The organism is Stenotrophomonas sp. YJH_SMC_127, from assembly GCF_059372445.1.
In genome coordinates, this window is record NZ_JCAFVO010000004.1 from 367,527 (window position 1) to 391,455 (window position 23,929).

Annotated in this window: 26 protein-coding genes; 11 read left to right on the top strand and 15 right to left on the bottom strand. The window is 63.7% G+C overall.

Annotated features, from left to right (window positions below; translation table 11 throughout):
* Position 1: 1 nt before the first annotated feature.
* Positions 2-961, top strand: a complete 960-nt coding sequence (gene dmeF / locus AC5QAB_RS12255; RefSeq protein ID WP_032961767.1) for a CDF family Co(II)/Ni(II) efflux transporter DmeF — start codon at positions 2-4, stop codon at positions 959-961.
* 85 nt (positions 962-1,046) lie between these two features.
* Here the strand turns inward: dmeF and AC5QAB_RS12260 are convergent, their stop codons facing one another.
* A complete protein-coding gene (locus tag AC5QAB_RS12260) occupies positions 1,047-1,331 on the bottom strand; it encodes a hypothetical protein (protein ID WP_032961769.1) in 285 nt (94 codons plus the stop codon).
* A 90-nt stretch (positions 1,332-1,421) separates the two neighbouring features.
* Here AC5QAB_RS12260 and AC5QAB_RS12265 point away from each other — a divergent pair, with 90 nt between their 5' ends.
* Together AC5QAB_RS12265 and AC5QAB_RS12270 are read left to right on the top strand one after the other, a co-directional pair.
* Entirely contained in the window at positions 1,422-1,838 is a 417-nt protein-coding gene (locus tag AC5QAB_RS12265; RefSeq protein WP_032961770.1) for a hypothetical protein, read from the top strand.
* A gap of 65 nt (positions 1,839-1,903) precedes the next feature.
* Positions 1,904-2,824, top strand: coding sequence for a class I SAM-dependent methyltransferase (locus AC5QAB_RS12270; protein ID WP_258010663.1), 921 nt, complete (start codon positions 1,904-1,906; stop codon positions 2,822-2,824).
* 3 nt (positions 2,825-2,827) lie between these two features.
* Here the strand turns inward: AC5QAB_RS12270 and AC5QAB_RS12275 are convergent, their stop codons facing one another.
* Positions 2,828-3,796 (bottom strand): polysaccharide deacetylase family protein, encoded by a 969-nt coding sequence (locus AC5QAB_RS12275; protein ID WP_495233415.1) that lies wholly within the window; start codon positions 3,794-3,796, stop codon positions 2,828-2,830.
* Positions 3,797-3,860: 64 nt separating this feature from the next.
* Positions 3,861-4,505: a hypothetical protein gene (locus AC5QAB_RS12280; protein WP_014645753.1), complete on the bottom strand. Its 645-nt coding sequence runs from the start codon at positions 4,503-4,505 to the stop codon at positions 3,861-3,863.
* A 138-nt stretch (positions 4,506-4,643) separates the two neighbouring features.
* Between AC5QAB_RS12280 and AC5QAB_RS12285 the strand changes: the two genes are divergently transcribed.
* The gene (locus AC5QAB_RS12285) at positions 4,644-5,324 is read left to right on the top strand and encodes a hypothetical protein (RefSeq protein ID WP_049406942.1); all 681 of its coding nucleotides are present in this window, start codon (positions 4,644-4,646) and stop codon (positions 5,322-5,324) included.
* Positions 5,325-5,434: 110 nt separating this feature from the next.
* Here the strand turns inward: AC5QAB_RS12285 and AC5QAB_RS12290 are convergent, their stop codons facing one another.
* Positions 5,435-5,608: a hypothetical protein gene (locus AC5QAB_RS12290; RefSeq protein ID WP_005415066.1), complete on the bottom strand. Its 174-nt coding sequence runs from the start codon at positions 5,606-5,608 to the stop codon at positions 5,435-5,437.
* Between the two features lie 9 nt (positions 5,609-5,617).
* On the bottom strand, positions 5,618-6,430 hold the full coding sequence (locus AC5QAB_RS12295) for an alpha/beta fold hydrolase (RefSeq protein WP_164166813.1): 813 nt from the start codon (positions 6,428-6,430) through the stop codon (positions 5,618-5,620).
* A gap of 221 nt (positions 6,431-6,651) precedes the next feature.
* On the opposite strand from AC5QAB_RS12295, the gene AC5QAB_RS12300 reads away from it, so the two are divergent.
* From AC5QAB_RS12300 to AC5QAB_RS12310, 3 genes are all read left to right on the top strand, one after another.
* Positions 6,652-7,131: a nuclear transport factor 2 family protein gene (locus AC5QAB_RS12300; protein ID WP_495233416.1), complete on the top strand. Its 480-nt coding sequence runs from the start codon at positions 6,652-6,654 to the stop codon at positions 7,129-7,131.
* 75 nt (positions 7,132-7,206) lie between these two features.
* Entirely contained in the window at positions 7,207-7,599 is a 393-nt protein-coding gene (locus AC5QAB_RS12305; protein WP_032960177.1) for an XVIPCD domain-containing protein, read from the top strand.
* Between the two features lie 294 nt (positions 7,600-7,893).
* Complete coding sequence (locus AC5QAB_RS12310) at positions 7,894-8,955, top strand: MrcB family domain-containing protein (RefSeq protein WP_495233417.1); 1,062 nt, start codon at positions 7,894-7,896, stop codon at positions 8,953-8,955.
* A 50-nt stretch (positions 8,956-9,005) separates the two neighbouring features.
* On the opposite strand, the gene AC5QAB_RS12315 is transcribed toward AC5QAB_RS12310, so the two are convergent.
* The 6 genes from AC5QAB_RS12315 to AC5QAB_RS12340 all read right to left on the bottom strand — a co-directional run bounded on the left by AC5QAB_RS12315 (position 9,006) and on the right by AC5QAB_RS12340 (position 14,459).
* Positions 9,006-10,151 carry a YncE family protein gene (locus AC5QAB_RS12315; protein WP_495233418.1) on the bottom strand — a complete coding sequence of 382 codons (1,146 nt, stop codon included), beginning with the start codon at positions 10,149-10,151 and terminating at the stop codon, positions 9,006-9,008.
* A gap of 184 nt (positions 10,152-10,335) precedes the next feature.
* Positions 10,336-11,349 carry an XVIPCD domain-containing protein gene (locus tag AC5QAB_RS12320; RefSeq protein WP_495233419.1) on the bottom strand — a complete coding sequence of 338 codons (1,014 nt, stop codon included), beginning with the start codon at positions 11,347-11,349 and terminating at the stop codon, positions 10,336-10,338.
* Positions 11,350-11,351: 2 nt separating this feature from the next.
* The gene (locus tag AC5QAB_RS12325; protein ID WP_495233420.1) at positions 11,352-11,987 is read right to left on the bottom strand and encodes a hypothetical protein; all 636 of its coding nucleotides are present in this window, start codon (positions 11,985-11,987) and stop codon (positions 11,352-11,354) included.
* Positions 11,984-12,910: an XVIPCD domain-containing protein gene (locus AC5QAB_RS12330; RefSeq protein WP_241884862.1), complete on the bottom strand. Its 927-nt coding sequence runs from the start codon at positions 12,908-12,910 to the stop codon at positions 11,984-11,986. Before AC5QAB_RS12330 ends, AC5QAB_RS12325 begins: the two co-directional genes overlap by 4 nt.
* A 133-nt stretch (positions 12,911-13,043) precedes the next feature.
* Positions 13,044-13,982: an XVIPCD domain-containing protein gene (locus AC5QAB_RS12335; protein WP_414614056.1), complete on the bottom strand. Its 939-nt coding sequence runs from the start codon at positions 13,980-13,982 to the stop codon at positions 13,044-13,046.
* Positions 13,983-13,991: 9 nt separating this feature from the next.
* Positions 13,992-14,459, bottom strand: coding sequence for a hypothetical protein (locus AC5QAB_RS12340; RefSeq protein WP_414614055.1), 468 nt, complete (start codon positions 14,457-14,459; stop codon positions 13,992-13,994).
* 659 nt (positions 14,460-15,118) lie between these two features.
* Between AC5QAB_RS12340 and AC5QAB_RS12345 the strand changes: the two genes are divergently transcribed.
* Both AC5QAB_RS12345 and AC5QAB_RS12350 read left to right on the top strand, forming a co-directional pair.
* Positions 15,119-15,334 (top strand): hypothetical protein, encoded by a 216-nt coding sequence (locus AC5QAB_RS12345; protein ID WP_414614054.1) that lies wholly within the window; start codon positions 15,119-15,121, stop codon positions 15,332-15,334.
* Positions 15,335-15,820: 486 nt separating this feature from the next.
* Positions 15,821-16,189, top strand: coding sequence for a hypothetical protein (locus AC5QAB_RS12350; RefSeq protein WP_414614053.1), 369 nt, complete (start codon positions 15,821-15,823; stop codon positions 16,187-16,189).
* A 156-nt stretch (positions 16,190-16,345) separates the two neighbouring features.
* Here the strand turns inward: AC5QAB_RS12350 and AC5QAB_RS12355 are convergent, their stop codons facing one another.
* The 3 genes from AC5QAB_RS12355 to aceE all read right to left on the bottom strand — a co-directional run bounded on the left by AC5QAB_RS12355 (position 16,346) and on the right by aceE (position 20,951).
* Positions 16,346-17,287, bottom strand: a complete 942-nt coding sequence (locus AC5QAB_RS12355; RefSeq protein ID WP_478444137.1) for a sce7725 family protein — start codon at positions 17,285-17,287, stop codon at positions 16,346-16,348.
* Positions 17,288-17,306: 19 nt separating this feature from the next.
* Complete coding sequence (locus AC5QAB_RS12360; protein ID WP_414614051.1) at positions 17,307-18,191, bottom strand: sce7726 family protein; 885 nt, start codon at positions 18,189-18,191, stop codon at positions 17,307-17,309.
* 72 nt (positions 18,192-18,263) lie between these two features.
* Positions 18,264-20,951 carry a pyruvate dehydrogenase (acetyl-transferring), homodimeric type gene (gene aceE / locus AC5QAB_RS12365; protein WP_012478970.1) on the bottom strand — a complete coding sequence of 896 codons (2,688 nt, stop codon included), beginning with the start codon at positions 20,949-20,951 and terminating at the stop codon, positions 18,264-18,266.
* A gap of 545 nt (positions 20,952-21,496) precedes the next feature.
* On the opposite strand from aceE, the gene AC5QAB_RS12370 reads away from it, so the two are divergent.
* Entirely contained in the window at positions 21,497-22,057 is a 561-nt protein-coding gene (locus tag AC5QAB_RS12370) for a PadR family transcriptional regulator (RefSeq protein ID WP_262217418.1), read from the top strand.
* 60 nt (positions 22,058-22,117) lie between these two features.
* On the top strand, positions 22,118-22,915 hold the full coding sequence (locus tag AC5QAB_RS12375) for a siderophore-interacting protein (RefSeq protein WP_495233421.1): 798 nt from the start codon (positions 22,118-22,120) through the stop codon (positions 22,913-22,915).
* Between the two features lie 161 nt (positions 22,916-23,076).
* Here the strand turns inward: AC5QAB_RS12375 and AC5QAB_RS12380 are convergent, their stop codons facing one another.
* Positions 23,077-23,910: a hypothetical protein gene (locus tag AC5QAB_RS12380; protein ID WP_197562182.1), complete on the bottom strand. Its 834-nt coding sequence runs from the start codon at positions 23,908-23,910 to the stop codon at positions 23,077-23,079.
* Positions 23,911-23,929 lie beyond the last annotated feature (19 nt).

Here is a 23,929-nt window from a genome sequence, read left to right on the forward strand (position 1 = left end):
CATGCACCTGGACGCCCTTGCCGCCGCCCGTCGCCACGAACACCGCTTCGACGACGGCAACCCGCTGGCCGAACGCAATACCCGCCGCGCCCTGTGGCTCACCGTCAGCATGATGGTCGTGGAGATCGTCGGCGGCTGGTGGTTCAACTCCATGGCCGTGCTCGCCGACGGCTGGCACATGAGTTCGCATGCGCTGGCGCTGGGCCTCTCGGTGTTTGCGTACCGCTGCGCACGCCGCTACGCGCACGACCCGCGCTTCGCCTTCGGCACCTGGAAGATCGAGATCCTGGCCGGCTATACCAGCGCCATCGCCCTGCTCGGCGTGGCCGCGCTGATGGCCGTGCAGTCGCTGGAGCGGCTGTGGGTACCAGCACCGATCCACTACAACGAAGCCATCGCCATCGCGGCGGTCGGGCTGGGCGTGAACCTGCTGTGTGCCTGGTGGCTGCACGACAGCCCGGGCCACGCGCATCATCACCACGGCCATGACCACGGGCATGGCCACGAACACCACGACCACGGGCATGCGCACGGTCACGACCTCAACCTGCGCTCGGCCTACGTGCACGTGCTGGCCGACGCCGCCACCTCGGTGCTGGCCATCGTCGCCCTGCTCGGCGGCAAGCTGCTCGGCCTGACCTGGCTGGACCCGGTGATGGGCCTGGTTGGCGCCGTACTGGTCACGGTGTGGGCGGTCGGCCTGCTGCGCGACAGCGGCCGCATCCTGCTCGACGCGCAGATGGACGCGCCGGTGGTGGCCGAAGTACGCGAAGTGATCGAACAGGGCCCGTGGCCGGCACGCCTGGCCGACCTGCACGTCTGGCAGGTCGGTCGTGGCAAGTACGCGGTCAGCGCCAGCGTGGTCACCAGTGACGCCACGCTGGATGCCGATACCGTGCGCAACGCCCTGGCCATCCACGAAGAACTGGTGCATGTAACGGTGGAGATCCACCGCAGCTGATTTTGTCCGACTGCCGTCGCACTTGTAGAGCCGAGCCATGCTCGGCTGCCGCAGGCCATCAGCCGAGCATGGCTCGGCTCTACAGTCAGAGCTTCAGCATCATCCGCAGCAGGTACATCAGCAGCGGCAGCGCGCTCAGCACCGCACCGCTGATGCCGATCCATGGCCAGCGCTCGCCACGCACGCGCGCGGCCACTGCCAGGCCGCCGCCCACCAAGGCCGCGCCCAGCACGCCCACGCCCAGCCCAGCGGCCATGCCATTGCCGCCTGCAGCGACTGCCGCCTGCGCCGCCACGGTGCCTGCCCCCCACCCCACAGCAATCCCCAGCCAACTGGCCACGCCGCACCACGGTGCCTTGCCCTGCGCCATCCGAAAACCCCTGTGTCCTTGCCGAATTTCTGTACGGGCCACGCCCGCGTGCTGCCTACACTAGCCGCACCTGCCCTGTAGGGACATCCCATGCGCACGCTCCACCTGCTGCTGCCCGGTGCCCTCCTGCTGCTCACTGCCTGCGGCGACGATGCGCGGCTTCCCTTCTCCGCCGACCCATTGCAGGGCTGCTTCGCCACCGGCGCGCGCAAGCCCGCCGACTTCCGCATCGACAAGGAAGGCGGCCAGTACTTCGTTTCCTTCAGCCGTGGCGAGCAGTGGCAGCGCGAACCGAACGCCCTGCACAAGGCCACGTCCAGCGAGATCAGCCGCTACTTTCGCGACGACGCCGACCAGATCGACAGTGCCCTGATCCGCATGTCCGGCGGCTTCGGCATCTTCCACTTCAACAAGGGCGCGACGCTGAAGGGCAAGGCCAGCGACAGCGACTACATGGCGCTGATGCTGATCGGGGCTGGGCCGGTGTATGCGGTGAAGTGCGATTGAACTGTAGAGCCGAGCCCACGCTCGGCTACGTTTGCAGTAGATCCACGCCATGCGTGGATGCAGGCATGGTGGAGCCTAGGGCAGGCTCGGCTCTACAACAGCTGCGGTACCATGCCCTCCCCCGAACCGCCCCGGTACCCGCCGTGCCCCATTACACCGGCCCCCTGCTGACCCGCGACAGCGCCGATACCCTGCGCCGTGCCCATGAAAAGGGCGCCGCCGACTGGCAGGGCTCGCTCGACCTCGGGCGCAGCCAGGACAGCGTGGCGCTCGATGCGGACGGCTTCCACTTCCGGGGCCAGCCCTATCCCTGGCCGGGCAAGCTGAAGGACCGCACCCTGTACTACTGGGATGGCGAGGACTTCGCGCCGATCTCGCGCTACAGCGGCTCGCTGATCAAGCTGGTGCCGACCGAATGGGGCGCACCGACCTTCGAGATCGACGGCATCAAGATGCTGCCGACCTCGAAGCTGTCGCCGTTCGAGGATGCACGCCGCAAGGTGGAGCTGGTCGCCCCGGCCGGCAAGGTCATCCTCGATACCTGCGGTGGCCTCGGCTACTTCGCTGCCTGTGCGCTGGAAGCCGGTGTCGGCCAGATCCGCTCGTTCGAGAAGAACGCCGATGTGATGTGGCTGCGCACGCTCAACCCGTGGTCGCCGGATCCGGACTCGGCTGCCGCCGGTGGCCGCCTGCAGTTCAGCCACGGCGACGTCTCGCAGCAGATCGAACAGGTGGCCAGCAACAGTGTCGACGCGATCCTGCACGACCCCCCGCGCTTCGGCATCGCCGGCGAGCTGTACTCACAGGTGTTCTACGACCACCTCGCCCGCGTGATCCGCAAGGGCGGCCGCCTGTTCCACTACACCGGTGCGCCGAACAAGCTGACCAGCGGCCGCGACGTGCCGCGCGAAGTGGCCAAGCGCCTGGAAAAGGCTGGTTTCAAGGCCGAACTGGCGCTGGACGGCGTGCTGGCCGTCAAGCGCTGAGCCTTACTCCGAATCGACCTTGGCCAGCTTCATCACCCACGCCGGCACCTCGGGCTCGCCGGCGTAGAAGTCCTTCGGCTTGTTCTCCGCCATCGCCCAGCGGTGCAGCCAGCTAGGGCCATAGCGGCCGTTGTAGCCCTCGGCACCCCGCGCATAGGCCGGGTCACGCATCGCCTCGTCCAGCGAAATGAAGCGATAGCCGCGGCGCTTCGTGGCCGCCACCAGTTCGGCGAAGGTGGCCGCGTTGAGCTCATTGGCGTGCATCAGCCACACCTGCGGCAGCGCGTACCCCAGCAGCGCCTGCGATTGTTTCTCGTAATAGTCCAGCTTGTTCAGCATGTACGGCACGTAGCCCTTGCGCAGCTGCGCCAGCGTCGCCGCGCGCGCGGGCGAGTCCGCCTGCTCGTTCATCACGTTGGCATAGGCGAACGCCCACACCCACTCACCGTTGTCCACCGTCACCGGTGCCACGCGGTAGCCATGCTGCTTGAAGAACACATCCATCTGCACGCGCTCATCCGCGGTGCGCCCGGCACGCAGGTAAGGGTGGCGCATCCACTGCGGCGCCTGCCCCTTCTCGGCCAGCAGCGGCCGCAGCACCGTCTCGCCGCGCAGGAAATCCTGCTGGAACGCCGCCACGCCCCTCGCATTCAGATCCATGTGCGAATAGGTGTGGTTGCCCAGCACATAGCCCGCATCACGCCAGTCGCGCAGCATCTGCACCCGCGCCGGCTGCACCTGTCCGTCCACCTCAAGCTTGTTCTCGTTGACGAAGCCGACCACCGGCACGCCTGCCTGACGCAGCTGGGCCATCAACGCCTCATGCCGCGCCTGCAGGTCCGGCGGCACGATCTGGTCCAGCCGTGCCCATGGCAGGTCATCGATGGTCACCGCGATACGGCGATCCACCTCGGCGGCATGTACCGCCAGCGAACACAGCAACAACGGCAACGCACGCAGCAACAAGCGCATCGGGTCTTCCCTGGAGTGGCGAGGCGTCGACTGTAGCGCGATTGCCGCGCGCCGCCGAGCGTGCTCAGCCCGCCCGGGCCCGCGCGATCGCACGCCACAGGGCAACGCCGCCGGCCATCGCGGCCAACAACAGCACCGTCAACACCAGCGCCAGATCATCCGGATTACGCAGCAGTGGCGCGTTCACGCGCGTCAGGATGTGGAACACCACGCGCTGCGCCTGCTCCAGCGGTACATCGCCCTCCGACACCAGCTCCACCAGGCACGCCGTGGGTGACAGCCGCGCCACATTACTCCATGCATCCTCGTACAGGTGCAGTACCCATCCGGCCAAAGCCAGTGCGCCACCGTGCAGCACCATAAGCGCCACGTTCGCCGTGCGCAGCCGATCGCGCAGCCACAGCGCACGGCTTGCGCATACCGCCATGGCCCCCAGCAAGGCCAGCACCAGGCCTACCCATGGAATCCAGCCCAGGGGTTGCCAGTCATCCAGTGCGCCCGCACGCGCCATCACCTGTTCGGCAACCTGCAATCGCGCCTGCGCGTCCGGGCCCCCACAGGCCACCGTCACCGGCTCCAGCAACAGCTCCACGCGGTAATGGAAGAAGCCGGCAGCCAGCACCACAGACAGCAGCGCGACCCACTGGAGCATCAACAGGATCGGCCCCTGCCCACAGATGCGGCGGATTCGGGAAGTGGCGGCGCTCATCGGTTCATCCATGACAGCAAAGAGCCATCCTAACCAAGCGCTTCGCACGTGTCGGCTGGCGGATGCGACACGCACCACGCAGCGCCGTTACGATGACGAGGTTGATTGAATCCGTGTGTGCCAAGCAGGATGTTCCCGATGGTGATGCTGTATCTGGTGGTACGAACGCTGCTGCCACTGCTGGCGTTCGTGCTCGCATGGTGGCTGCTCTCGCGCCTGATCAATGCGCGCGTCGCCCGGATGCCACGCGTCCCGTTGAACCTGCCGGAGCACAGCAGCAGCCCCCGCAGGAAGGATCGACGCATCTACGCGCGCAAGCTGCGGCGCAAGCCGGGCCTGCGTACGGCAACCCGCGCCGCCACCGCACCCCGCAGCTGGCACATCGCTGCGGCCATCCTCTCGCTGATGGCGCTGATCGCCACCGTGCTGGTCATCCCCGATGGCGCACGCTTCCAGGTGATGGTGGACAATCTCACCGGTTATGCGGGAACCGTCGTCGAGGCGCAGGTTCCCGTGGCCGCACAGCCCGTCGTGCTGCGGGCATGGCAACCCGCGCTCGCACAGCTGGGGCGGCCCACGGCGATGCGCTACCCGATCGGTCGCACCGGCGGTGAGCATGAAGCCCATGCGGTCGTGCCCGTGCAGGTCCGGCAGCAGGGCGACCGCCTGCAGGTGGCCGTCGCGCTGCCGTTGGACACCGAAATGCTGCGTGCGGAACTGGCACGGCTGGCCGGGTTGCCAATCGAGGCCATTGACGTACAGCAACGCGAGGTTGCGCCATGGAGGGAGTCGGGCTGGCAGCCACTGCCCGGCCCTTAGCGCCGAGCCCATGCTCCGCTGCCCTTTGCCCCTTCTCCGGCTGGCCCGCGCCCCGCGCGCCAGCCGAGCATCGGCTCGGCGCTACACCAGGCCCACAGCCAGCCTTTGAATCACGACCCACGCGGCAGCTTCGCCGCCCACATGTTGTCGACCAGGTTGGGATAGCGCCGCCCGTTCTCCTCGGCACGTTGCCGTGCCGCCGCCTTCTGCGCATCCGATAGCGGTTGCGATGTCTGGCCCTTGGGGTTGGGCTTCTTCCACGGGGGTGTTCTGGTCTGGCGCATGGCCGCAGCTTAGCGCTTCAGGAAGTTCAGCAGGGCCAGATTGAAGCGGTCGGCGTGGCTGGTGTTGCAGCCATGTGGCGCGCCTTCCAGGATCACCACTTCGCTGCCTTTGATGGCCTTGTGGGTACGCTGGCCGGAGCCCTCGAACGGCACGATGGCATCGCTGTCACCGTGCAGGATCAAGGTCGGCACCGTGATCTTTTTCAGGTCATCCCGAAAATCAGTAGTGGCAAACGCGTGCATGCAGCCCAGTGCCGCCGTCTGGTCGGATTGATGGCACAGCGCGATCGCCGCCTGGCGCGTTTCTTCGGTCACCATCAACTGGCCATTGGCGCTGAAGAAGTCGCGGGTGAAGCCGTCGAAGAACGCCTCGCGGTCCTTCTCCAATCCGCTGCGCATTTCATCGGCCTTGTCCTGGGTCAGCGGCCCCTCCGGGTTGTCGTCACTGCGCAGCAGGAACGGCGGCACCGCCGCAGCGAACACCACACTGTGCAGGCGATCCTGGCCGTGGTTGGCCACGTAGCGCGCCACCTCGCCACCGCCCATCGAGAAACCGACCAGGGTGACATCGCGCAGGTCACGTTCCTCGATCAACCCCGCCAGATCCGCCGCGAGGGTGTCGTAGTCATAGCCCTCGGCCGGTTTGTCGGAGCGGCCGAAACCGCGCCGGTCGTAGCTGATCACGCGGTGCTGGGCATCGCGCAGGATCGCCACCTGGGTCTTCCAGGCATCGGCAGACAGCGGCCAGCCGTGGATCAGGATCACCGGGCGGCCGTCGCCACCGGTATCTTCAACATGCAGGCGGATTCGGGAAGCAGGCATGGACGCTCCTGTGGAAGGGGAGGAGTGCAGGCTAGCGGCCGCGTCCTGTGGCAGCCGTGAGGGAATCACGCCCGCCCGTGACATCGCCTGCACATGCCGCAACGCGAAGCCGCACCGGCAATCGCGGCCTTCGCACCCCGCCTTCCCGGTTTCGTCGCAGCGCCGTACCGCCGCGGTCAGCGGCATGCCAGCCTGCGCAGACCATCCCCGGGAGTCTTGCCATGCTGCTGCTCACCCTGCCCTTGCTGGCCGCCGGCCTCGCCGCCGCACCGTCGCCCGTCGATGACCTGCGCGAACAGATCCGCCAGGCCGACAGCCAGTTGTTCGCCGTCGCCTTCGAGGCCTGCGACGCCGACAAGGCCGCCGCGATGACCACCGAAGACATGGAGTTCTTCCATGACAAGGACGGCAAGTCGGCCAGCAACCGCGAGGATTTCCGCCGCAGCGTGGCCAACCTGTGCGACAACGCGCGCAAGGACGGCTGGCGCCTGCGGCGCGAGCTGGTGGACTCCTCGCTGCAGGTATTCCCGCTGCACGACGAGCGGGCGCTGGAAATCGGCGACCACCGCTTCCACGAGCGCGGCAAGGACGGCCTGGAGCACTGGGTCGGCCAGGCCCGTTTCATCCAGGTCTGGCGCCGCGTCGACGGGCACTGGCTGGCCGAACGGGTGATCAGCTATGACCATCGGCCGGCGGACTGACCTTTCCGGCGCCCTTCACCGGCCGGATCTATACTGGCGGGGTTCACCCCGACCCACCGCTACCGTTCGATCGCCATGGCAGAGATCACCCCCAACCACCCCGACTACGGCCTCAACCAGCAGATCCGTCAGGGCGTGGCCGCACTGGACGCCCAGCATGGACGTCCGTTCGACCAGACCAGCGAACGCCTGACCGCCAGCCTGACCGTACTCGCCCGCGAGCAGGGCCTGCAGCAGGTCGACCACGTGCTGGTCAGCAACGCCACGGCCCAGCACCCGGCCGGGCACAACGTCTTCGTGGTGCAGGGCGACCCGGCCAATCCGGCGCACCTGCGCGCGATGATGCCCACGGCCGTGGCGGTACAGACGCCGGTGGAGCAGTCGATGCAGAAGTTGGGGCTGGGTGTGCAGCAGCAGGTCGAGCCGCAGGCGCAGGAAATGCAAAATCCCACTCCGCGGATGGGGTAACCACGCCGGCGCTGCTCAGAGCCGGCCAACACGTGACCAGGGCGCCCGCTGAACTGCAGCGCCCTACTTGAGACTCAGCCCAATCACACACCATCCCGACCGTAGCCCCGTTTACCTCGAACTACGGGCGCTACTGGCCACATCTGCGCCAAATCATCCACAAACGACAAGCCTTGGCGCCAATGACTCCAGCTTGATACGCATTGCGGATCGATACCCCTGCATGCATTAATTGCGCCTATCGAAAAGAGCGCAGGGGGCGTCGTGGGTATCAGGGACGAATTGCAGAAGGTGATGGAACTGCAGCCTCAATACAGTTCATTGCCGACAACTGCCATGCAGGCTCGCGGCCAGATCATCAAGTATCGGCTACCTAAGCTGCTTAGCGAGAACGCCGAGCAACTTCGCCTTGCATCAGACATCGAGCCGGGGGATTTTTTACTTGTTGGGCGTGATGGGATCGGCAGAAAGTCCCAAGTTCCGTGGGTTCGTTTCGCATCTGAAGCACGCTCGCCCACCGCAACCAAGGGCTGGTATGTGGTGTGGCTGTTCCGCGAGGATGGCTCCGGCGTCTATCTAGCGGTCTCCCATGCTTCTACCGAGAAGATTGATGGCGATTTTATCAAGCGTTCCCCTGGCGAGACCCAGCGCCTAACCAGATGGGCCTTGGAGATACTTGAGAATGACATCACCGCGGATCCACGACTACTCAAATCCATGACTTTGGGTGACGGCTCTCTGGCAAAGGCTTACGAAAGCACCACAGCTGTTTCGTATTTCTACGCCAAGGATCACGTTCCATCCGATGACCAATTGCGCGCCGACATGCTCACGATGGCGCGTCTACTGAAGAACATCTATCGAGGTGAGCCGGCCCAGAAGCGTAGCGGCCAAACTTCACCGGATGTTATTGCAGTGGTCGAAGCGATCGAAGAAACCACCTCAGGTCGCAAGAAGTCTGGACAGGGCTTTGGGCTCACGCAACCTCAGCGCCGGGCAGTGGAGCTGCAGGCGATGGCACTTGCCAAGGAGCACTTCGGCAATGCGGGATATGAAATCAAGGATATGAGTGCCACGGCCCCTTACGATCTGGAGATCAGAAAAGAAGGCCAGGTTCACTACATCGAGGTGAAGGGAACCACCGGCGGATTGGGGGACATCGTGCTCACCAAGAACGAAGTGCAGCACCACCTAAAGCATCATCCGAACAACGGCCTGTTCGTCGTCCACGGTATCCAACTGCAGTCGCACGACGGCATACCCGTTTGCGCCGGCGGAACCGCGCACATTCAGCAGCCGTGGCAAATCTCAGATGCGAACCTGCAAGCTCTCGCCTATCGATATCGTATTGCGTAGAACCCAATGAATCGGCCGCGCCTCTCTCAAGCGCGGCCGACTTTTGCTCGTTACAGCTGAATCCGCGCCACGCTCTCGTCAGCGCCCTTGTCATCCTTCTCGCCGTTCTTGATGCTCACGAACAGCACGTTGTTCTTCGCATCCAGCGCCAGGCTGTTCGGGTGGGTCGGCACCTTGTAGGTCGCCACCTTCTGGTAGCTGTCACTGTTGTAGGCCGTCACCGTACCGGCTTCGCGGTTGGTGACGTACAGGCGCTTGCGCGGTGCATCCAGCAGGATACCCAGCGGGCCGGCGTCGGTCGGGATGCTGGCCAGTTCCTTACCGGTGCTGCGGTCGAGCGCCAGCACGCGCTGGCCCGGATGCTTGCTGACCAGGCCGCTGCTCTTGGCCTGGTAGCCACGCAGGAATTCCGAGCCCTGGTCGGTCACGAACAGGCGCTTGCCGGCCGGATCCAGCGCGATGTTCATCGGCTGCTCGGCGGCGATCCTGTGCTGCGCCACCACCTTGTTCGAATCGGTACCCACCACCACCAGCTCGGCCAACAGGTTGCTGGTGTAGACGCGCTTGTTGGCGGCATCCAGCGCCAGGCCCGGTGCCTTGGCATTGCCCAGGCCATCGATGGTGTTGATCACCCTCAGCGTGGTGGTATCGATCACGAACAGCACGCTGCTCACGTCCGGCTGGCTGCTGTGGCCGGTCACGTACAGGCGGTTGGCCGCGCTGTCGACCACCAGCTCGCGCAGGTCGTGGGTGTAGGCAGCCTTGCCATCTTTGCCGGTCTTCTTCTCCATCAGCTGGATGGTGCCGACGGCCTTGTTCTGCGCGGTGTCGACCACCGTCACCGACAGGTCCACGGTGTTGCCTACGTACAGGCGGTTGTGAGCGTCATCCAGCACCACACCGAACGCCTTGCGCTCCAGCGGGATACGGGTTTCCACGGCCAGCGTGGCCGGGTTCAGGCGCAGCACCTGGGCCGGGCCGGCGTCATCGCCGAAGCCGCCGGAGGAGGCCACGAACACGGCGTTCTGTTTCGGGCTATAGGCCAGCTCGTACAGGCCCTTGGCCACGGCCTGGCGCTGCACGGCGGTGGTGGCGCTGGCGGCGGGCGCGTTATCGGCGAATGCCGAAGGCACGCCGAGGCTGAGCGATACAGCAAGGGCCAGGGCGGCCGAGCGGAAGAGAGGATTACGGAACATGCGAGCGTCCTTGAATGGGCACGGGAAGGTGTCCTGGCTCGCTGGGCCGTACTGCGACGGCCCGACCTGCATCTGTCTGCGCGGGTGGGCTGGCTGGGGTTGCGGGGGAATGGTAGCAGGTGGGGGGGCGTGGCGTGCGCCGGCGCGGGCATGGCAGACGTTCGACCTTGGCGCTACCCGCCGGCTATGCCATCCGTGGGCCGTGGCTCTGTTCCAGTTGCTGCTGTTCCTGCAGGCGCTGCACATCGCGCTGCGGCAGGTTCTGCTGCAACTGCGCGACCCGTTCGAACGAGGCCTCCACCGGTGCCTGCGCTGCCAGCTCCGCCGGCATGCTGGCGCGCTGGTGCGCCGGGTCACTGCGGTCCCCCTGCACGATGAACAGCTTCGGCGCGGTATCACCGCGCTGCTCGCCCAGCACCACTTCGTCCACGCGCGAAAACTGCTGCTCCTTCGACAGCGCGAGCAGGCTGGCACTGACATTTCCGTTGCGTGCACCGAAAGCGCCGAGGTCGGCCACCTGCTGGTGGATCTGGTTGAGGCGGGCATGATCCCCGTGCGCCGGGTCTGCGGGCGTGCCGCTTGCCGCGAGGGTGCTGTTGCCGCGCCACTGCTCGCCGTTCTCGGTGAACATCCACTCGCGGAAGGTCTGCTTCGGCATCGGGTTCCACTGCACCCCGTCCAGCTCGCTGCCCTTCACCTGCTGCGGAATGGCGTTGACGGCGCGGATGTTGTCCAGGACCTTGGTGGCGCCCTCGTAATTGGTGATCTCCCCGGCCAGCCCAACCGGACGCAGGCCAGCGTGGTTCAGGGCACCCCAAGCGAAATCGGTGCAGGCGTTGGAGAAGAAGTCGTAGTTCATGTCGAAGCCGTGCTTCTTCGGGTCTGCCGAGAATTCGAGGATGCGGTCGTACTGCGCCTTGCTGATCTCGATCGTGCGCTCGAAGCGGGGCTTGTCGTAGACCGACACGTCCATGTCATCGACTTTGCCCCTGTTCGGCTCGTCCTTGGTGCCTGCGTGGGTGAAACCAATGCTCTCCGGCAAGGATTCACCCGAACGGCGCAGCGACAGGAACATGTGCCCCGCGAACGAAGGCTCCAGCAGAAACCTGTTTCCCTCGGCATCACGGCCGTAGCGCGGCGTGCCGGGGGCCGCCAGATGGATGGTTACGCTGTAGCGTTCGGCATCGTCCTTGTGCATGTCTACTTTCCTAGTGATTGGTAGCCAACGATCAGTTCTGCGTTCAGGCCATCCAGCTGGGGTCGATCCTCCACAAGGTCGACCTGCAGAACATAGCGCCCGGGTGCAACGCCTCCGACCTGCGCCAGCTGCAGCGTGCGATAGAGCACGTCTTCAGAGTACAACCCGGCCTCGGCCAAGCTGTTGATGTCCACACTCCCCGTCGTCAGGTCTGTGACCACGCCATCATCCCCGATCTTCTGCGAGTCGCGTCCGTCGCGTGTACGCTGCCAGAGCTGCACATGACGAGGCGCGCTGCCATCAATCCGCTCCAAGCGCAGCCGCGTTGGCAAACGTCCGAGAGTGATCTTCTCCGAAGCATCCAGCAGCCGTCGCGCGTTGGTATCCTGCAGCCGCAACCCAATGTTCAGGATCGGAATGGCCGGCTTCTGGGCTGCCGGCAAATCAAACGTGACCTCGGCAATCCGACCGGCCTTCTGCAACTGCAGGGCCCGCGTGAACGGCACAACTGTGCGGGCCTCGGCCTGTGCGCGCGTCAGCAGGGGCGGCGCAACCTCAGGCGCTGGTGACGCACGGCACGCCGCCAGCGCACCCAGCACCGCCAGTACCACCAGCCCCCGCCGCAGTAACCGCGTCATTGCTCCTTCAACCGCAGCGAATCGGCCACATCGGTCTTTGCCGCCACCTCGGTGGCGATGCTGGCCCGGCGGTGCCCCGGGTCGTTGCGGTCGCCCTGCACGATGAAGATGCTTTCGGCCGCATGGCTGTTCTGGGTCGGCTGGCTGAGCAGCACGTGGTCCACGCGCGAGAGGTTGTTCTGCTTGGCCAGCACCAGCAGGCTGGCGCTGATGCGCTGGCTGGCCGCATCGAACGGGCGGCCGTGCGCGGCGTCAAGTTCGGCCACTTTCTGGATCAGCTGCGAGAACAGGCGATGGTCCGGATGCGAAGGGTCCAGCAGCGTGCCGGCCACTTCAATCGGCGTCGGCGGCGGCTCATCGCTGGCGCGGTCGCCCTGGCGATGATGCTCGGCCTCGCGCTCGGGCATCGCATGATGGGTCTCGGCATTCAGATCACTGCCCGGGAACGGCGCGGCAATGCACTGGATTTCCGGCAGGTTGAACAGCACCGCGAACTCGCCCAGGTTGCTGCCCCCATCCAGCGGCGCCGGCAGCGGATGCAGGCCGGCGTAGTGCAGCGCGGCCCAGACGAAATCGCTGCAACGGTTGATGGTGGCCGGGCGATCCACATCGAACTCGAACTCGGCCGGTTCCTCGGCGAAGTCACGCAGGCAGCCGTAATGCTCCTCGGAGATTTCCAGGGTGCGGCTGTAGTACGGGTCCAGATGCTCATCGGCATCGTCGTGGCGCACCTGCGCGTACTGCACGCCGGTGGGGGTTTCGCCCGGCGCCTGGCGCGGCGGCGCGAAACCGTAGCTGTGGGCCTCGTCGCCCGCGGCCACCTGCAGGTACATATGGCCGCGCGGCGAGACGCCTCCACTTTTCAGCGGGGTGCCGGGTGCGGCCAGATAAAGGGTTGCGGTGTAGCGTGTTGCCTGCTCCATGCCTGCTCAGCCTTGTTGGGTACTGCGGTCCTGGGCGGATGATGGCATAGGTGGGATGGGGGGCAGGTGGAGATGGAGGCAGTTTCGAGGCCGAGGCGCTCGAAACTGTGATCTTCCGTGCAGTCGCTGGAAGTCAGCCCATCTGCAGCGGCGCCCGGGTTTGTTCCAGGGCCGGCTCCTGCGGCGCCAACGAGGCGCGCTCCTGCTGGGCCAGCGAAATCTGCTCGACCTTGGCGAATGACTGCTCCACCGGTGTTCGCGCGGCCTCCTCCGCCGTCATCGAAGCTCGCATATGGGCAGGATCGTTGAGCTCCCCCTGCACGACGAAGAGTCGCTGCGGCGAACCATCGCTTGGAGTATTACCCAACACCACATGGTCGACATGCTCCAGCCCACTCTCCTTGGCTGTGGCCAACAACCCCGCTGAGATCCGCTCGCTGGTCCCATCGTAGGTGCGGCCATGCGTCTCATCGATGCCCGCCACGCCCTTGCGGATGGAATCAAGCATATCGCGGTCGCCCCGCGGCAGCTGCTCATCGCTGATGATCCATTGCTTGAACGTTCTCTCCGGCATTCTGTTGTAGTGCTCAGTATTCAAGACGCTATCCGGAAAGGGCGCGCGGATGCTGCGGATGTATTCCACATTGCTGAGCGGCTTGAGGCCACCTTCGAAGCTCTTGTCCTGCATGAGCAGAACGTTGGTTCGATGAAGCCCGGCGTGATTCAGGGCGCCCCATGTGTAGTCAATACAGCTGTTTTCCACACCGTGATATTCGGTGTTGAAACCATGTTCGCTGGGCTTTGCACCAAATTCCATCAGCTTGTCGTACTGCTGCTTGCTGATCTCCATCGTCCGTGCGTAGTACGGATCTTTGTATTGCTGGGCGTCATTGTTGTAGACCATTCCGGGCCCAGTGATGACGCCATGCTCGATGGGTGCAAAGCCAAAGCTCACCTCGTCCTGGCCATGCGCCACCTTGTAGTAGACGTGGCCAGCATTGGATGTCCCTCCCGCCAGCAGCGGCGTGCCGGGAGCGGCAACGAAGACGGTGACTGTGTATTTGTCGTCCATGACGTGTTCCTATTTCGACTTGTTTACGTAGGCCACCAGCAACTCGGCTTGAGTGGACGCCAATCGATCATCAGGCTTCAGTATCTGGATGCTCAGCCTGTAGCGGCCAGGTTGCAGTCCCTGAGCCCAGGCGAGGGCCAGTTGTGTGTGGTGACTGCCGGGCGCTTCCAATCCTGCTGACTGCAGAGATCGATGATCGACATCATCCAACCATCCGCCCGCCACGCTGCCCGCAGGACCAATGGGCTCTATCCGCGCGGGTGTTCCTGCCACAGACTCCACCCTCACCAACGGAACAGGAATGCCCTGCTGTGCCTCCAGCCGCTCCAGTGTCACCTCGGTGGGCAAGCCCAGATTGCGGATCTCGCGGCCCGCATTCAGTGATTTCAGCCCATCTTCTCCGCTCACCCGGATTCCAAGGAACAAAGTTGGCGAGGCGCTTTCCTCTGGGGACGGTAGGGTGAACTCGACCACCATGGGTGTGGTCATCGCTACCAGCGGCAGTGGCCTGACGAAGGGCACCAGGGTCCCGTTCTCTACCGGTGCGCTCGGCCCGGGTACCGCCTCGGAGCTGGCTTGGCAGCCGCTCAGCAGAGAACCTGACAGTACCAGGGCCAGGCAGACCAACAATCTTCCTTGTCGAAACATCGCTTTTCCTCTTCCAAGGCTCATCGAAGCCGTCGAAGGCACCTTCGCCCGCATTTATACAACCCGGCCGTAGAAGATTCTGCGACGAAGTTCCCTGCGTCGCGGCTCCTGCGACTGGGGGTGATCAAAGTCGACCACGCGCAATGGTGCGCTTACGTATAGGAGGGTAGTCAATGGACCGCTACTTTGTGAATAGAACGCCGCAGGCCAATGGAGACCATGAGGTGCATAAACAGGGATGCTATTGGCTTGCTCGCGCCCAGTCCACGCAGGACCTCGGCTTGCACATCGGCTGCAGGACGGCCGTGGCTGAAGCCCAGAGGTGGTACCGGCAGTCGAATGGCTGCGCCACCTGCTCCGCGGCTTGCCATACAGGCTGATCCACGGCCGAAAGCGACATCGGTGCGTCCCCGCCAATGATGGGCGGGGGCGCATCGTTACCGCCATTGAGACTGCCCACGCCATCGTTCTCCCACTGGAGGAGCGCCATGACCAGTATCGACCTCACATGGCTGGAAGCCTTCGACATGGAGCTCCTCCACCTGTTCGTCATCGACCATAGCGATGCCGGCATGGATGAGTACCTGCTGGGCTGCTACGCAGACCTCCCGCCACGCGAGGCGGCGCTGGCGTTCGGCAGCGACTACGACCTGGAGCGCGACGATGCGCTGTGGCCTCGGTCGGGGGTGGCGCTGCAAAGTTAAGCCGTGTCGCAATCGGTCAACTTCGGATCTCAGCCATGCGGGCGGATTGTCGCTTTTGAGACCCCGATTCTCTGCAAACCGTGCTTTTCAATGCGCATTCGGGCGGTAACTTAACACCGGCCGAAATCACTGCACCGCAAGGGTTCTGCCGCGCGCGCCCCATGCAACAATGCCGTAAGCGTCAGCATTTGCGGCCTCTGCGGCCTACGATTTCTTGGCATCTCGCAACCATGCGAGTACACCTTGGCATGCCACCTCACACAAGGTGGCACGGGCGTCGAAAACCCGGTCAACAACCATGTGTTTGCGCTTGTCAGCCGGCGTCACGTTCGTGTGACGCCGGCTGGCAATCCGTTCGCGGTCCATGGCGGGCGGTGCGTGGGGGTCTTCGGACCCGCCGGATTGGTTGTTGACCGGTTTTCGAGCCTCGCATCGTCCGCCACTTTTATCGGTGGCGCTGCTTTCTGTCCCGTACGGAGCATTGCCATGAACACATCGGACTTCCGTTCCCTACACGCGCAGTACGATCCGGACAACGCCGAGACTGAGCGCGAACCTTCCCCCGATCCCAACGCCTTCGTCGCCACGCTGCGCCGCATCGGAACCGGTGCGGCTGCGGACGGCCAGCCTTGGCCGGAGCGGCATCAACTGCCTGGGCGGTGTCTTCAGCTGGCTGATGCGGATTGCGCATTGGCGGGTCTGCGCGTGGTGGTGGAGCTGATGCTGGCTGCGGAGCGGACTCGGCAGAACGGTGCGCCCGAGGAGTACCTGGGGGATCGGGTGATGGAAGGGTTGAAGGCGGCGTGTGTGGCGTTGACTGCGCAGGTGACTGAGCGGTTGCAGGTGCCAGGATAGAGAGCGGGAAATCCCCGCTCTCTACTGGCGCCCTATCCGCAATTAACCTGGCAAAGAGGAAGAAACCAGCTGCACTCGACGTATTATCGACGTGAACCCTCACTCCATCTCTCAACGAAGCCAGTTACGAATATTTCGTAAAAATCTATTGATCCACTAAATGAATGGCCTTACAGCCTTCCCAATCAGGGTATTTTCCATCATTTCTAGGTGATGCTTCAGCGACCATCGCTTAGGCACACCTAGCCCGTGATATTCCGAATCCGCAAGATAGCCATCAATCACCCCCTCCGTTCTAAATGTAATTTTCGGCGGATCCTCAACGTAGTCAACAAGCTTCTGAAGAGCATCCTCATACTGGACGTGAACGTGTGAGCGAGTGTGAATATCGTCTGAGACGAAATGATTGCAGCGGATAACCGCCCCACGTCGCTCGGTTAGATGGAGGGCAATATTGGATGCCCGTCCACCGCCCACCTTATAGTGATCGCCGATCGCAGCAAAATCACCAAAGCCCGCATATCCATCTGCCAGATACGTGCTAAATCCGCTCGGGAAATTACTGTACTCAGGATAGTCGCCATTTCTAGCAGCCTTGGCAAATCCATCCCGAATAATCACATCCCCCGAACTCGGAGCTCCGTGGCCCCTAGCAGCGGGAAGCGCGCTGCTTATATATGCATGAATGGAAGGAACTTCTAGAGACTTCAATGCTAATGCCACGTCGATCGCTGGGAGACTCTTACGATGAACAATTAACGTTGAGACCTTAGAAAACCTCTTTGAAAACCTCTTCAGAGATGCGCCAGTCACTCCATCCTTGATCTCAAATCCAGGAAAAGCAATGCCGGGATAATCTTCTTCCAGCCTATCCAAGAAATCATAAAGACCGGGCGCATGATCAATTGACCCAGTATTCGTCAGAATACAAACCCTCAACCCAATCTCGCAGATTTTTCTAATTCTCCCTTCAAATACATCGTTAACCTTAACAACATTGAATACAGGGAGAACCAGTGAGTTCGGCACCAACTTTGGCGCCAACTCCAGAACCGCTAATACTTCATTAGTATTGCTTCGCAAGTATGGAAAATACATGAGCCCCCCCCCTATTCCATTAGAGACTCTTTTCTAATGCATCCTTCACGCGCATGTCAAGTACCTGAATAAGCCCATTCCATTCTTTGCTGCTCATCTTGTATAGATACGCCGCGGGAAGCAGTGAAGGAGGAAGCTTGGAAATGTCGTGAAGCCGCGAACTTGAAAGCCCGCGCTTACGAAGAATGCGGTTGAACTCCAGCTGCATTCGCTTCGGCTGCATACTGCCTATGCATGCCAAGACTGACTTATAGCTCTTCAAATCCACTTCAGGAAAATTACTTCTAACGACTTTCTCGTATTCATCACGCCGAAGCGCCAAGAACATCTCTTCGCTCGACAGGTGCGCATTCTCCACACCACATTGACGCAGAATTCTGAGCTGCTTACGTTGCGTTATGCATGCAATCCCAACCGAATCAGGCAGAATCTCGGCTGCTTTCTTAAAGTGAACAGGATCAATTACAAATATTACCCTGGAGAAACATTTAAAGTACTCGCTAACCTGTCTAGATGCCTTCTTTAAATCATCCAGGCCTGTCTTCACTTCGTAGACTGTCGCAACATCATTGACCAACACAAGGTCAGCACGACACTTCCCAACTTTAAATTCGCTAAACACAGCAGTTGATCTCGGGCTGTGTATCCCCGTTACCAACTTCTGGAGTAGAACAGACTTATAGTAATACTCGGTCTGATAGCTCTTTGCGAGTACACACTGCGCCCAGTTAAACATGTCTCGGAAGGATGGAGCTTCCCGACCATCGATCGACCCCAAGTATTTACTCTTAATTGATGAGAGCGCAGGTGAGATTTCTCCAACAGCGAGCTCTCTTATCGAATTCGCCCCAAACAGCCTATTAACATCAATCAGAGCCTTGGCATCTACAGACGACAAATTCATTTGGTTACTCTCGTCCACACATAGCAAAGGGGCCTAAGCCCCTTTGCCAAATACACTCATTGAACTAAAAAATCAAACCCCAACAGGATTAGCCTTCTCAGGATCAATCTTGTACTGCTTGATCGCCCGGGCCACATCCTTCGCGGTCATCTTCCCTTCCTTCGCCAGCGCTGCAATCGCGGCATGCGCGATGTAGTACCGATCCACCTCAAAGAACCGACGCAGGTTCGCACGCGTATCCGAACGGCCGAACCCATCGGTACCCAGCACGGTGTACGACATCGGCACGAACGCGCGGATCTGGTCCGCATACGCACGCACGTAGTCGGTGGCGGCAATCGCCGGGCCCTGGCGGCCTTCCAGCAGCTCGGTCACGTAGGCCTTGCGCTGCTCACCTTCCGGATGCAGGCGGTTGGCACGTTCCACGTCGAAACCATCGCGACGCAGTTCGTTGAAGCTCGGGCAGCTCCAGATATCGGCGGTCACGCCGAAGTCCTTGTCCAGCAGCTCGGCCGCGGCAATGGCTTCGCGCAGGATGGTGCCCGAGCCCAGCAGCTGCACGCGCAGCTCGCCCTTCTTCGGCTTGCCGGCGTCGGTCAGCAGGTACATGCCCTTGACGATGCCTTCGGCCGCGCCTTCCGGCATTTCCGGGTGGGTGTAGTTCTCGTTCATCAGGGTGACGTAGTAGTACTCGTCCACCTGGTCTTCCATCATGCGCTTGGTGCCGTGCTGCAGGATCACCGTCACTTCGAAGCCGAAGGTCGGGTCGTAGCTGCGCACGTTCGGGATGCCACCGGCCACCAGATGGCTGAAGCCATCTTCGTGCTGCAGGCCTTCACCGTTCAGCGTGGTGCGGCCGGCGGTGCCACCCAGCAGGAAGCCGCGGGTACGCATGTCGGCGGCCTGCCAGGCGATGTCGCCCACGCGCTGGAAGCCGAACATCGAGTAGTAGATGTAGAACGGCAGCATCGGCACGTTGCTGACCGAGTAGCTGGTACCGGCGGCCATCCACGAGCTGATCGCACCCGGCTCGCTGATGCCCTGCTGCAGCACCTGGCCGCTCTGGTCTTCGCGGTAGAACATCAGCTGGTCGGCATCGACCGGCTTGTACTTCTGGCCGAACGGCGCGTAGATGCCGATCTGGCGGAACAGGCCTTCCATGCCGAAGGTACGGGCTTCGTCGGCCACGATCGGCACGATGTGCGGGCCCAGTTCCTTGTCGCGCAGGGTGATGTTCAGGCTCTGCACGAAGGCCATGGTGGTGGAGTAGCTGCGCTCGCCGCTGCTCTTCAGCAGGCGCTCGTAGGCTTCCAGCTTTGGTGCCACGAAGGTCTTGTCGGCCTTGCGGCGGCGCTGCGGCAGGTAACCGCCCAGCGCGGCACGGCGTTCCTGCAGGTACTGCACTTCCGGCGAATCCGGGCCCGGGTGGTAGAACGGCACCTGGCCGTCGGCCAGCTGCGCGTCGGTCACCGGAATGTTGAAGCGGTCGCGGAAGTGGCGCACCGCTTCGTCGTCCAGCTTCTTGGTCTGGTGGGTCGGGTTCAGTGCCTCACCGGCGCTGCCCATGCCGTAACCCTTCACGGTCTTGGCCAGGATGACGGTCGGCATGCCCTTGGTGTTCACGGCCTGGTGGTAGGCGGCGTACACCTTGTGCGGGTCGTGGCCACCACGGTTCAGGCGCCAGATGTCGTCGTCGCTCAGGCCGGCCACCATCGCAGCGGTTTCCGGGTACTTGCCGAAGAAATGCTCGCGGGTGTACGCGCCGCCGAAGGCCTTGCAGTTCTGGTACTCGCCGTCGACGGTTTCCATCATCAGCTTCTTCAGGACGCCATTGGTGTCCTTGGCCAGCAGGGCATCCCAGTAACCGCCCCACAGCAGCTTGATCACGTTCCAGCCGCCGCCACGGAACACGCCTTCCAGTTCCTGGATGATCTTGCCGTTGCCGCGCACCGGGCCGTCCAGGCGCTGCAGGTTGCAGTTCACCACGAAGATCAGGTTGTCCAGGCCTTCACGGCCGGCCAGGGCGATGGCACCCAAGGTTTCCGGCTCGTCGCTCTCGCCGTCGCCGATGAAGCACCACACCTTGCGGTCGGACTTCTCGATCAGGCCACGGTTCTCCAGGTAGCGCATGAACTGCGCCTGGTAGATGGCGGCCAGCGGGCCCAGGCCCATCGACACGGTCGGGGTCTGCCAGTAGTCCGGCATCAGCCACGGGTGCGGGTACGAGGACAGGCCCCCGCCGTCCACTTCCATGCGGAACTTGTCCAGCTGCTCTTCGCTGATGCGGCCTTCCAGGAAGGAACGCGCGTAGATGCCCGGGGCGCTGTGGCCCTGGATGAACAGCAGGTCGCCCGGGTGGTTCTCGCTCGGGGCGCGCCAGAAGTGGTTGAAGCCCACGTCGTACAGGGTGGCGCCGGAGGCGAACGAGGCGATGTGGCCGCCCAGGTCACCCGGCTTGCGGTTGGCGCGCACCACGGTGGCCATCGCGTTCCAGCGGATGATCGAACGGATGCGCCATTCCAGCTCGGCATTGCCCGGGCTCTTGGCCTCGAACTGCGGTTCGATGGTATTGACGTATTCGGTGGTGGGAGAGAACGGCAGGTAGGCGCCCGAACGACGGGTCAGTTCCACCATGCCTTCCAGCAGCTGATGCGCGCGCTCGGAGCCCTCGACATCAATAACGGCCTTCAACGACTCGATCCACTCCTGGGTTTCCACAGGATTCGGGTCGTTGTTCAGCACCTCGTTCAACCAGTTCATTAGCGCTCCCATAACCGCACGCACGCGCGCGACTGTTGTATAGATTTCTAGACCGCAAAGTGTAGCGCACCAAGGGCTTTCGTCACTTGGCTACGCAGGCGTATGGATGCAACCGGCCAGTGTCCGCAAGGGGCTTGCCGGGCCCGCTGACGGCCCTGCGGCGGGCCTTGGCGGCTGCGCGGGCTGTCGCTTGCGGGCCGCTGCGCCCATGTGCAGGACGCAGTGTTACCGCTGCCGATGACGGTTGTAGGGCAACTCCGGCACCGCTGTAGGGGCGGTTCGGGCAACGGTACTGAACCGGCGACAACATGTCGCATCTGCCTCTGGATCGGTACCGGCTGCGGGTCCAGCGTGGGCCGCGAGTGAGGGGCCTGGCGGCCCTGCTCCCTTCCACAGCATCGCCGGGGCGCCCTGCAAGGGGCGCCCCTTTTGCTGTGCACGCGGCCGCCCGTGGCCCAAAACGGACCTGCTTGTGGCCGGATCGATGATTGCCGGCTTCGATATATCGATATATCGTTTGCACACTCGTTTACCGATATATCGAAATGAGCCGCCCCCCTTCTCCCAGAGCCCGTTCCACCGATCCCGCGGTGCCCCGCCGCAACGGCCAGCCACGCGTGCTGAGCCGCGGCGACCTGCGCCTGCTGGTGCTGGCCCTGATCGGCGAGCAGCCGCGCCATGGCTACGAGCTGATGCAGCTGATCAGCAACCAGTTCATGCAGGCTTACACGCCCAGCGCCGGCACCATGTACCCGCTGCTGGCCAGCTTCGAGCAGGCCGGCTGGATCGAGGCCGAGGAACTGGATGGCAAGCGGATCTTCCGCATCACCGCTGCCGGCGAGTTCGAGCTGAAGGTGCAGCGCACCCAGGTGCGGCTGGCGCAGCGGCGTGCCTTCGACCGTGCCCGCGAGATCACCAAGGCCTCGCTGCCGCCGCCGCTGGCCACTGCCCTGCGCGAGTTCAAGCGGGCGCTGGTGCATCACCACGGCCGCTGGGCCGAGGGCGAGGCGGAAGAAGTGGCGGCGCTGCTGACGCGGGCCTCGGCCCTGCTCAACGGTACGGCCGGTAGCGAGGCATCACCACTTTCAACGACCCAGCCAGACTGAATCCAGCCAGGTCTCCCCCATGCCGCGCGCCCCCGCGCGACACCTTTACAGGTAACCCCCATGACCGAACACAACAACACGCGCCTGCGCCTGGATGTGCGCTTCCGTGAACTGACCGTGCTGCGCACCGAAGAAGTCACCCCGCACATGCGCCGCGTGGTGCTGGGTGGCGACGATCTGGCCGGCTTCGATTCTCCCGGCGCCGACGACCACATCAAGCTGTTCTTCCCCAACGCCAGCGGCGAGATGGTGCTGCCGGTGCTGACCGCCGAAGGCCGCAGCTACCCGGCCGGCAAGGCGCCCTCGCCGTCGCGCGACTACACCCCGCGCTGGTGGGACCACGAGACCGGCGAGCTGGCCATCGACTTCGTGCTGCACGACCAGGGCATTGCCGGGCCGTGGGCCGAGCGCGCGCAGCCGGGCGACACGCTGGTGATCGGCGGCCCACGTGGCTCGTTCGTGGTGGCCGACACCTACGACGCCTACGTGCTGATCGGCGATGAAACCGCGCTGCCGGCCATCGCCCGCTGGCTGGACGTGCTGCCGGACGCTGCCGAGGTGCAGGCCTTCATCGAAGTGCGCGACGAGGCCGAACGCCAGGACCTGCCGCAGTACGAGAACGTGCGCATCCACTGGCTGGAGCGCAACGGCTTCCCGGCGGCCAGCAGCACGCTGCTGGAAGACATGCTGACCGACTTCGAGGCCCCGGACGGCGATGTCTTCTACTGGATCGCCACCGAATCGCGCCGCGCGCGGATGATGCGCAAGTTCATCGAAGGCCACCTGGGCGTGCCGCGCGACTGGATCCGCTCGACCGGCTACTGGAAGGCCCACCCGGACGAAGCCGACGGCGATTGACCGGCTCGGGGTCAGATCCCTTTTCCCGTGGAAAAGGGATCTGACCCCATGCACCAGAACCTGCCTGGTGGGTGCGGACCGTTGGTCCGCACGCCTTTGACTGTGTAGAGCCGAGCCCACGCTCGGCTGCTCTCCGCTCGGCCACCGATGGACCCATCGCGCTACGCGCGATGAGCCGAGCATGGGCTCGGCTCTACAGGAGGGACCGCGACCGGCGGCACGACCCCCTGCCGCACCCACCCGAACCGCTTCGCGGCCCAGATCTCCAGCGCCACCAGCAGCGCGATGACCAGCAGCGGCAGCAGCAGCCCGAAGTACACGCCGGGCATCATGCCGTTGATCTGCGCCTTCACCAGCCGCAGCACGCCACGGGTGTGCAGCAGCTCATCCACATGCATGGTCAGCGCCTCACGCACCACCTTGGGTTCCAGCCCGACCGTGCCGGCCTTGTCCACCAGCGTGTCTTCCACCATGCCACGCAGCAGGCCTTCGCGCACTTTGCCGATCACCCAGCCGGTGCCGCGTGCCAACGGGCCATTGCCAAGACGGTCCAGGCCGGGCAGCGGATGTTCGCTGAGGTAGGCCGAGGCGATGGTGTCGGCCACATCGCCCACCGTGCCCTGGCTGCGCAATGCCTCGCGCATGCGCGGGTCGTCCAGCGAGTCGGTGAATCCTTCGCTCCAGCCTTCCACCAGGGTCTGCAGGTGCGGCTGGAAATGATCGAGCTGCTTGAACAGCGCGCGGTGCGCACCGGCGGTGAAGCCCAGCTGCAGCCCGAAGAAGGCCGTGGCCAGCGGCAGCAGCACCACGTAGCTGGCCAGCAGCCAGTGATGCCAGCGCTTGCGCCGCTGCAACCAACCCCGGCGGTGCAGCCAGCGCCAGCCGAGGATGCCCAGCACCAGGCCAAGCAGCGTACCGAGCACACTGCCGCCCAGCAGATCGAGCACGCTCAGGCCCGACCAGAATTCGTTCAACCAGTACTGCGCGTCCTGCATGGGTCTTCCTTCCGTGGGT

What these genes read in the sequence shown, in the direction of transcription:
- dmeF (WP_032961767.1), top strand. Translation starts at nt 2, where the DNA reads ATGCACCTGGACGCCCTTGCCGCCGCCCGTCGCCACGAACACCGCTTC.
- AC5QAB_RS12260 (WP_032961769.1), bottom strand. Translation starts at nt 1,331, where the DNA reads ATGGCGCAGGGCAAGGCACCGTGGTGCGGCGTGGCCAGTTGGCTGGGG.
- AC5QAB_RS12265 (WP_032961770.1), top strand. Translation starts at nt 1,422, where the DNA reads ATGCGCACGCTCCACCTGCTGCTGCCCGGTGCCCTCCTGCTGCTCACT.
- AC5QAB_RS12270 (WP_258010663.1), top strand. Translation starts at nt 1,904, where the DNA reads ATGGTGGAGCCTAGGGCAGGCTCGGCTCTACAACAGCTGCGGTACCAT.
- AC5QAB_RS12275 (WP_495233415.1), bottom strand. Translation starts at nt 3,796, where the DNA reads ATGCGCTTGTTGCTGCGTGCGTTGCCGTTGTTGCTGTGTTCGCTGGCG.
- AC5QAB_RS12280 (WP_014645753.1), bottom strand. Translation starts at nt 4,505, where the DNA reads ATGAGCGCCGCCACTTCCCGAATCCGCCGCATCTGTGGGCAGGGGCCG.
- AC5QAB_RS12285 (WP_049406942.1), top strand. Translation starts at nt 4,644, where the DNA reads ATGGTGATGCTGTATCTGGTGGTACGAACGCTGCTGCCACTGCTGGCG.
- AC5QAB_RS12290 (WP_005415066.1), bottom strand. Translation starts at nt 5,608, where the DNA reads ATGCGCCAGACCAGAACACCCCCGTGGAAGAAGCCCAACCCCAAGGGC.
- AC5QAB_RS12295 (WP_164166813.1), bottom strand. Translation starts at nt 6,430, where the DNA reads ATGCCTGCTTCCCGAATCCGCCTGCATGTTGAAGATACCGGTGGCGAC.
- AC5QAB_RS12300 (WP_495233416.1), top strand. Translation starts at nt 6,652, where the DNA reads ATGCTGCTGCTCACCCTGCCCTTGCTGGCCGCCGGCCTCGCCGCCGCA.
- AC5QAB_RS12305 (WP_032960177.1), top strand. Translation starts at nt 7,207, where the DNA reads ATGGCAGAGATCACCCCCAACCACCCCGACTACGGCCTCAACCAGCAG.
- AC5QAB_RS12310 (WP_495233417.1), top strand. Translation starts at nt 7,894, where the DNA reads ATGGAACTGCAGCCTCAATACAGTTCATTGCCGACAACTGCCATGCAG.
- AC5QAB_RS12315 (WP_495233418.1), bottom strand. Translation starts at nt 10,151, where the DNA reads ATGTTCCGTAATCCTCTCTTCCGCTCGGCCGCCCTGGCCCTTGCTGTA.
- AC5QAB_RS12320 (WP_495233419.1), bottom strand. Translation starts at nt 11,349, where the DNA reads ATGCACAAGGACGATGCCGAACGCTACAGCGTAACCATCCATCTGGCG.
- AC5QAB_RS12325 (WP_495233420.1), bottom strand. Translation starts at nt 11,987, where the DNA reads ATGACGCGGTTACTGCGGCGGGGGCTGGTGGTACTGGCGGTGCTGGGT.
- AC5QAB_RS12330 (WP_241884862.1), bottom strand. Translation starts at nt 12,910, where the DNA reads ATGGAGCAGGCAACACGCTACACCGCAACCCTTTATCTGGCCGCACCC.
- AC5QAB_RS12335 (WP_414614056.1), bottom strand. Translation starts at nt 13,982, where the DNA reads ATGGACGACAAATACACAGTCACCGTCTTCGTTGCCGCTCCCGGCACG.
- AC5QAB_RS12340 (WP_414614055.1), bottom strand. Translation starts at nt 14,459, where the DNA reads ATGGTGGTCGAGTTCACCCTACCGTCCCCAGAGGAAAGCGCCTCGCCA.
- AC5QAB_RS12345 (WP_414614054.1), top strand. Translation starts at nt 15,119, where the DNA reads ATGACCAGTATCGACCTCACATGGCTGGAAGCCTTCGACATGGAGCTC.
- AC5QAB_RS12350 (WP_414614053.1), top strand. Translation starts at nt 15,821, where the DNA reads ATGAACACATCGGACTTCCGTTCCCTACACGCGCAGTACGATCCGGAC.
- AC5QAB_RS12355 (WP_478444137.1), bottom strand. Translation starts at nt 17,287, where the DNA reads ATGTATTTTCCATACTTGCGAAGCAATACTAATGAAGTATTAGCGGTT.
- AC5QAB_RS12360 (WP_414614051.1), bottom strand. Translation starts at nt 18,191, where the DNA reads ATGAATTTGTCGTCTGTAGATGCCAAGGCTCTGATTGATGTTAATAGG.
- aceE (WP_012478970.1), bottom strand. Translation starts at nt 20,951, where the DNA reads ATGAACTGGTTGAACGAGGTGCTGAACAACGACCCGAATCCTGTGGAA.
- AC5QAB_RS12370 (WP_262217418.1), top strand. Translation starts at nt 21,497, where the DNA reads ATGAGCCGCCCCCCTTCTCCCAGAGCCCGTTCCACCGATCCCGCGGTG.
- AC5QAB_RS12375 (WP_495233421.1), top strand. Translation starts at nt 22,118, where the DNA reads ATGACCGAACACAACAACACGCGCCTGCGCCTGGATGTGCGCTTCCGT.
- AC5QAB_RS12380 (WP_197562182.1), bottom strand. Translation starts at nt 23,910, where the DNA reads ATGCAGGACGCGCAGTACTGGTTGAACGAATTCTGGTCGGGCCTGAGC.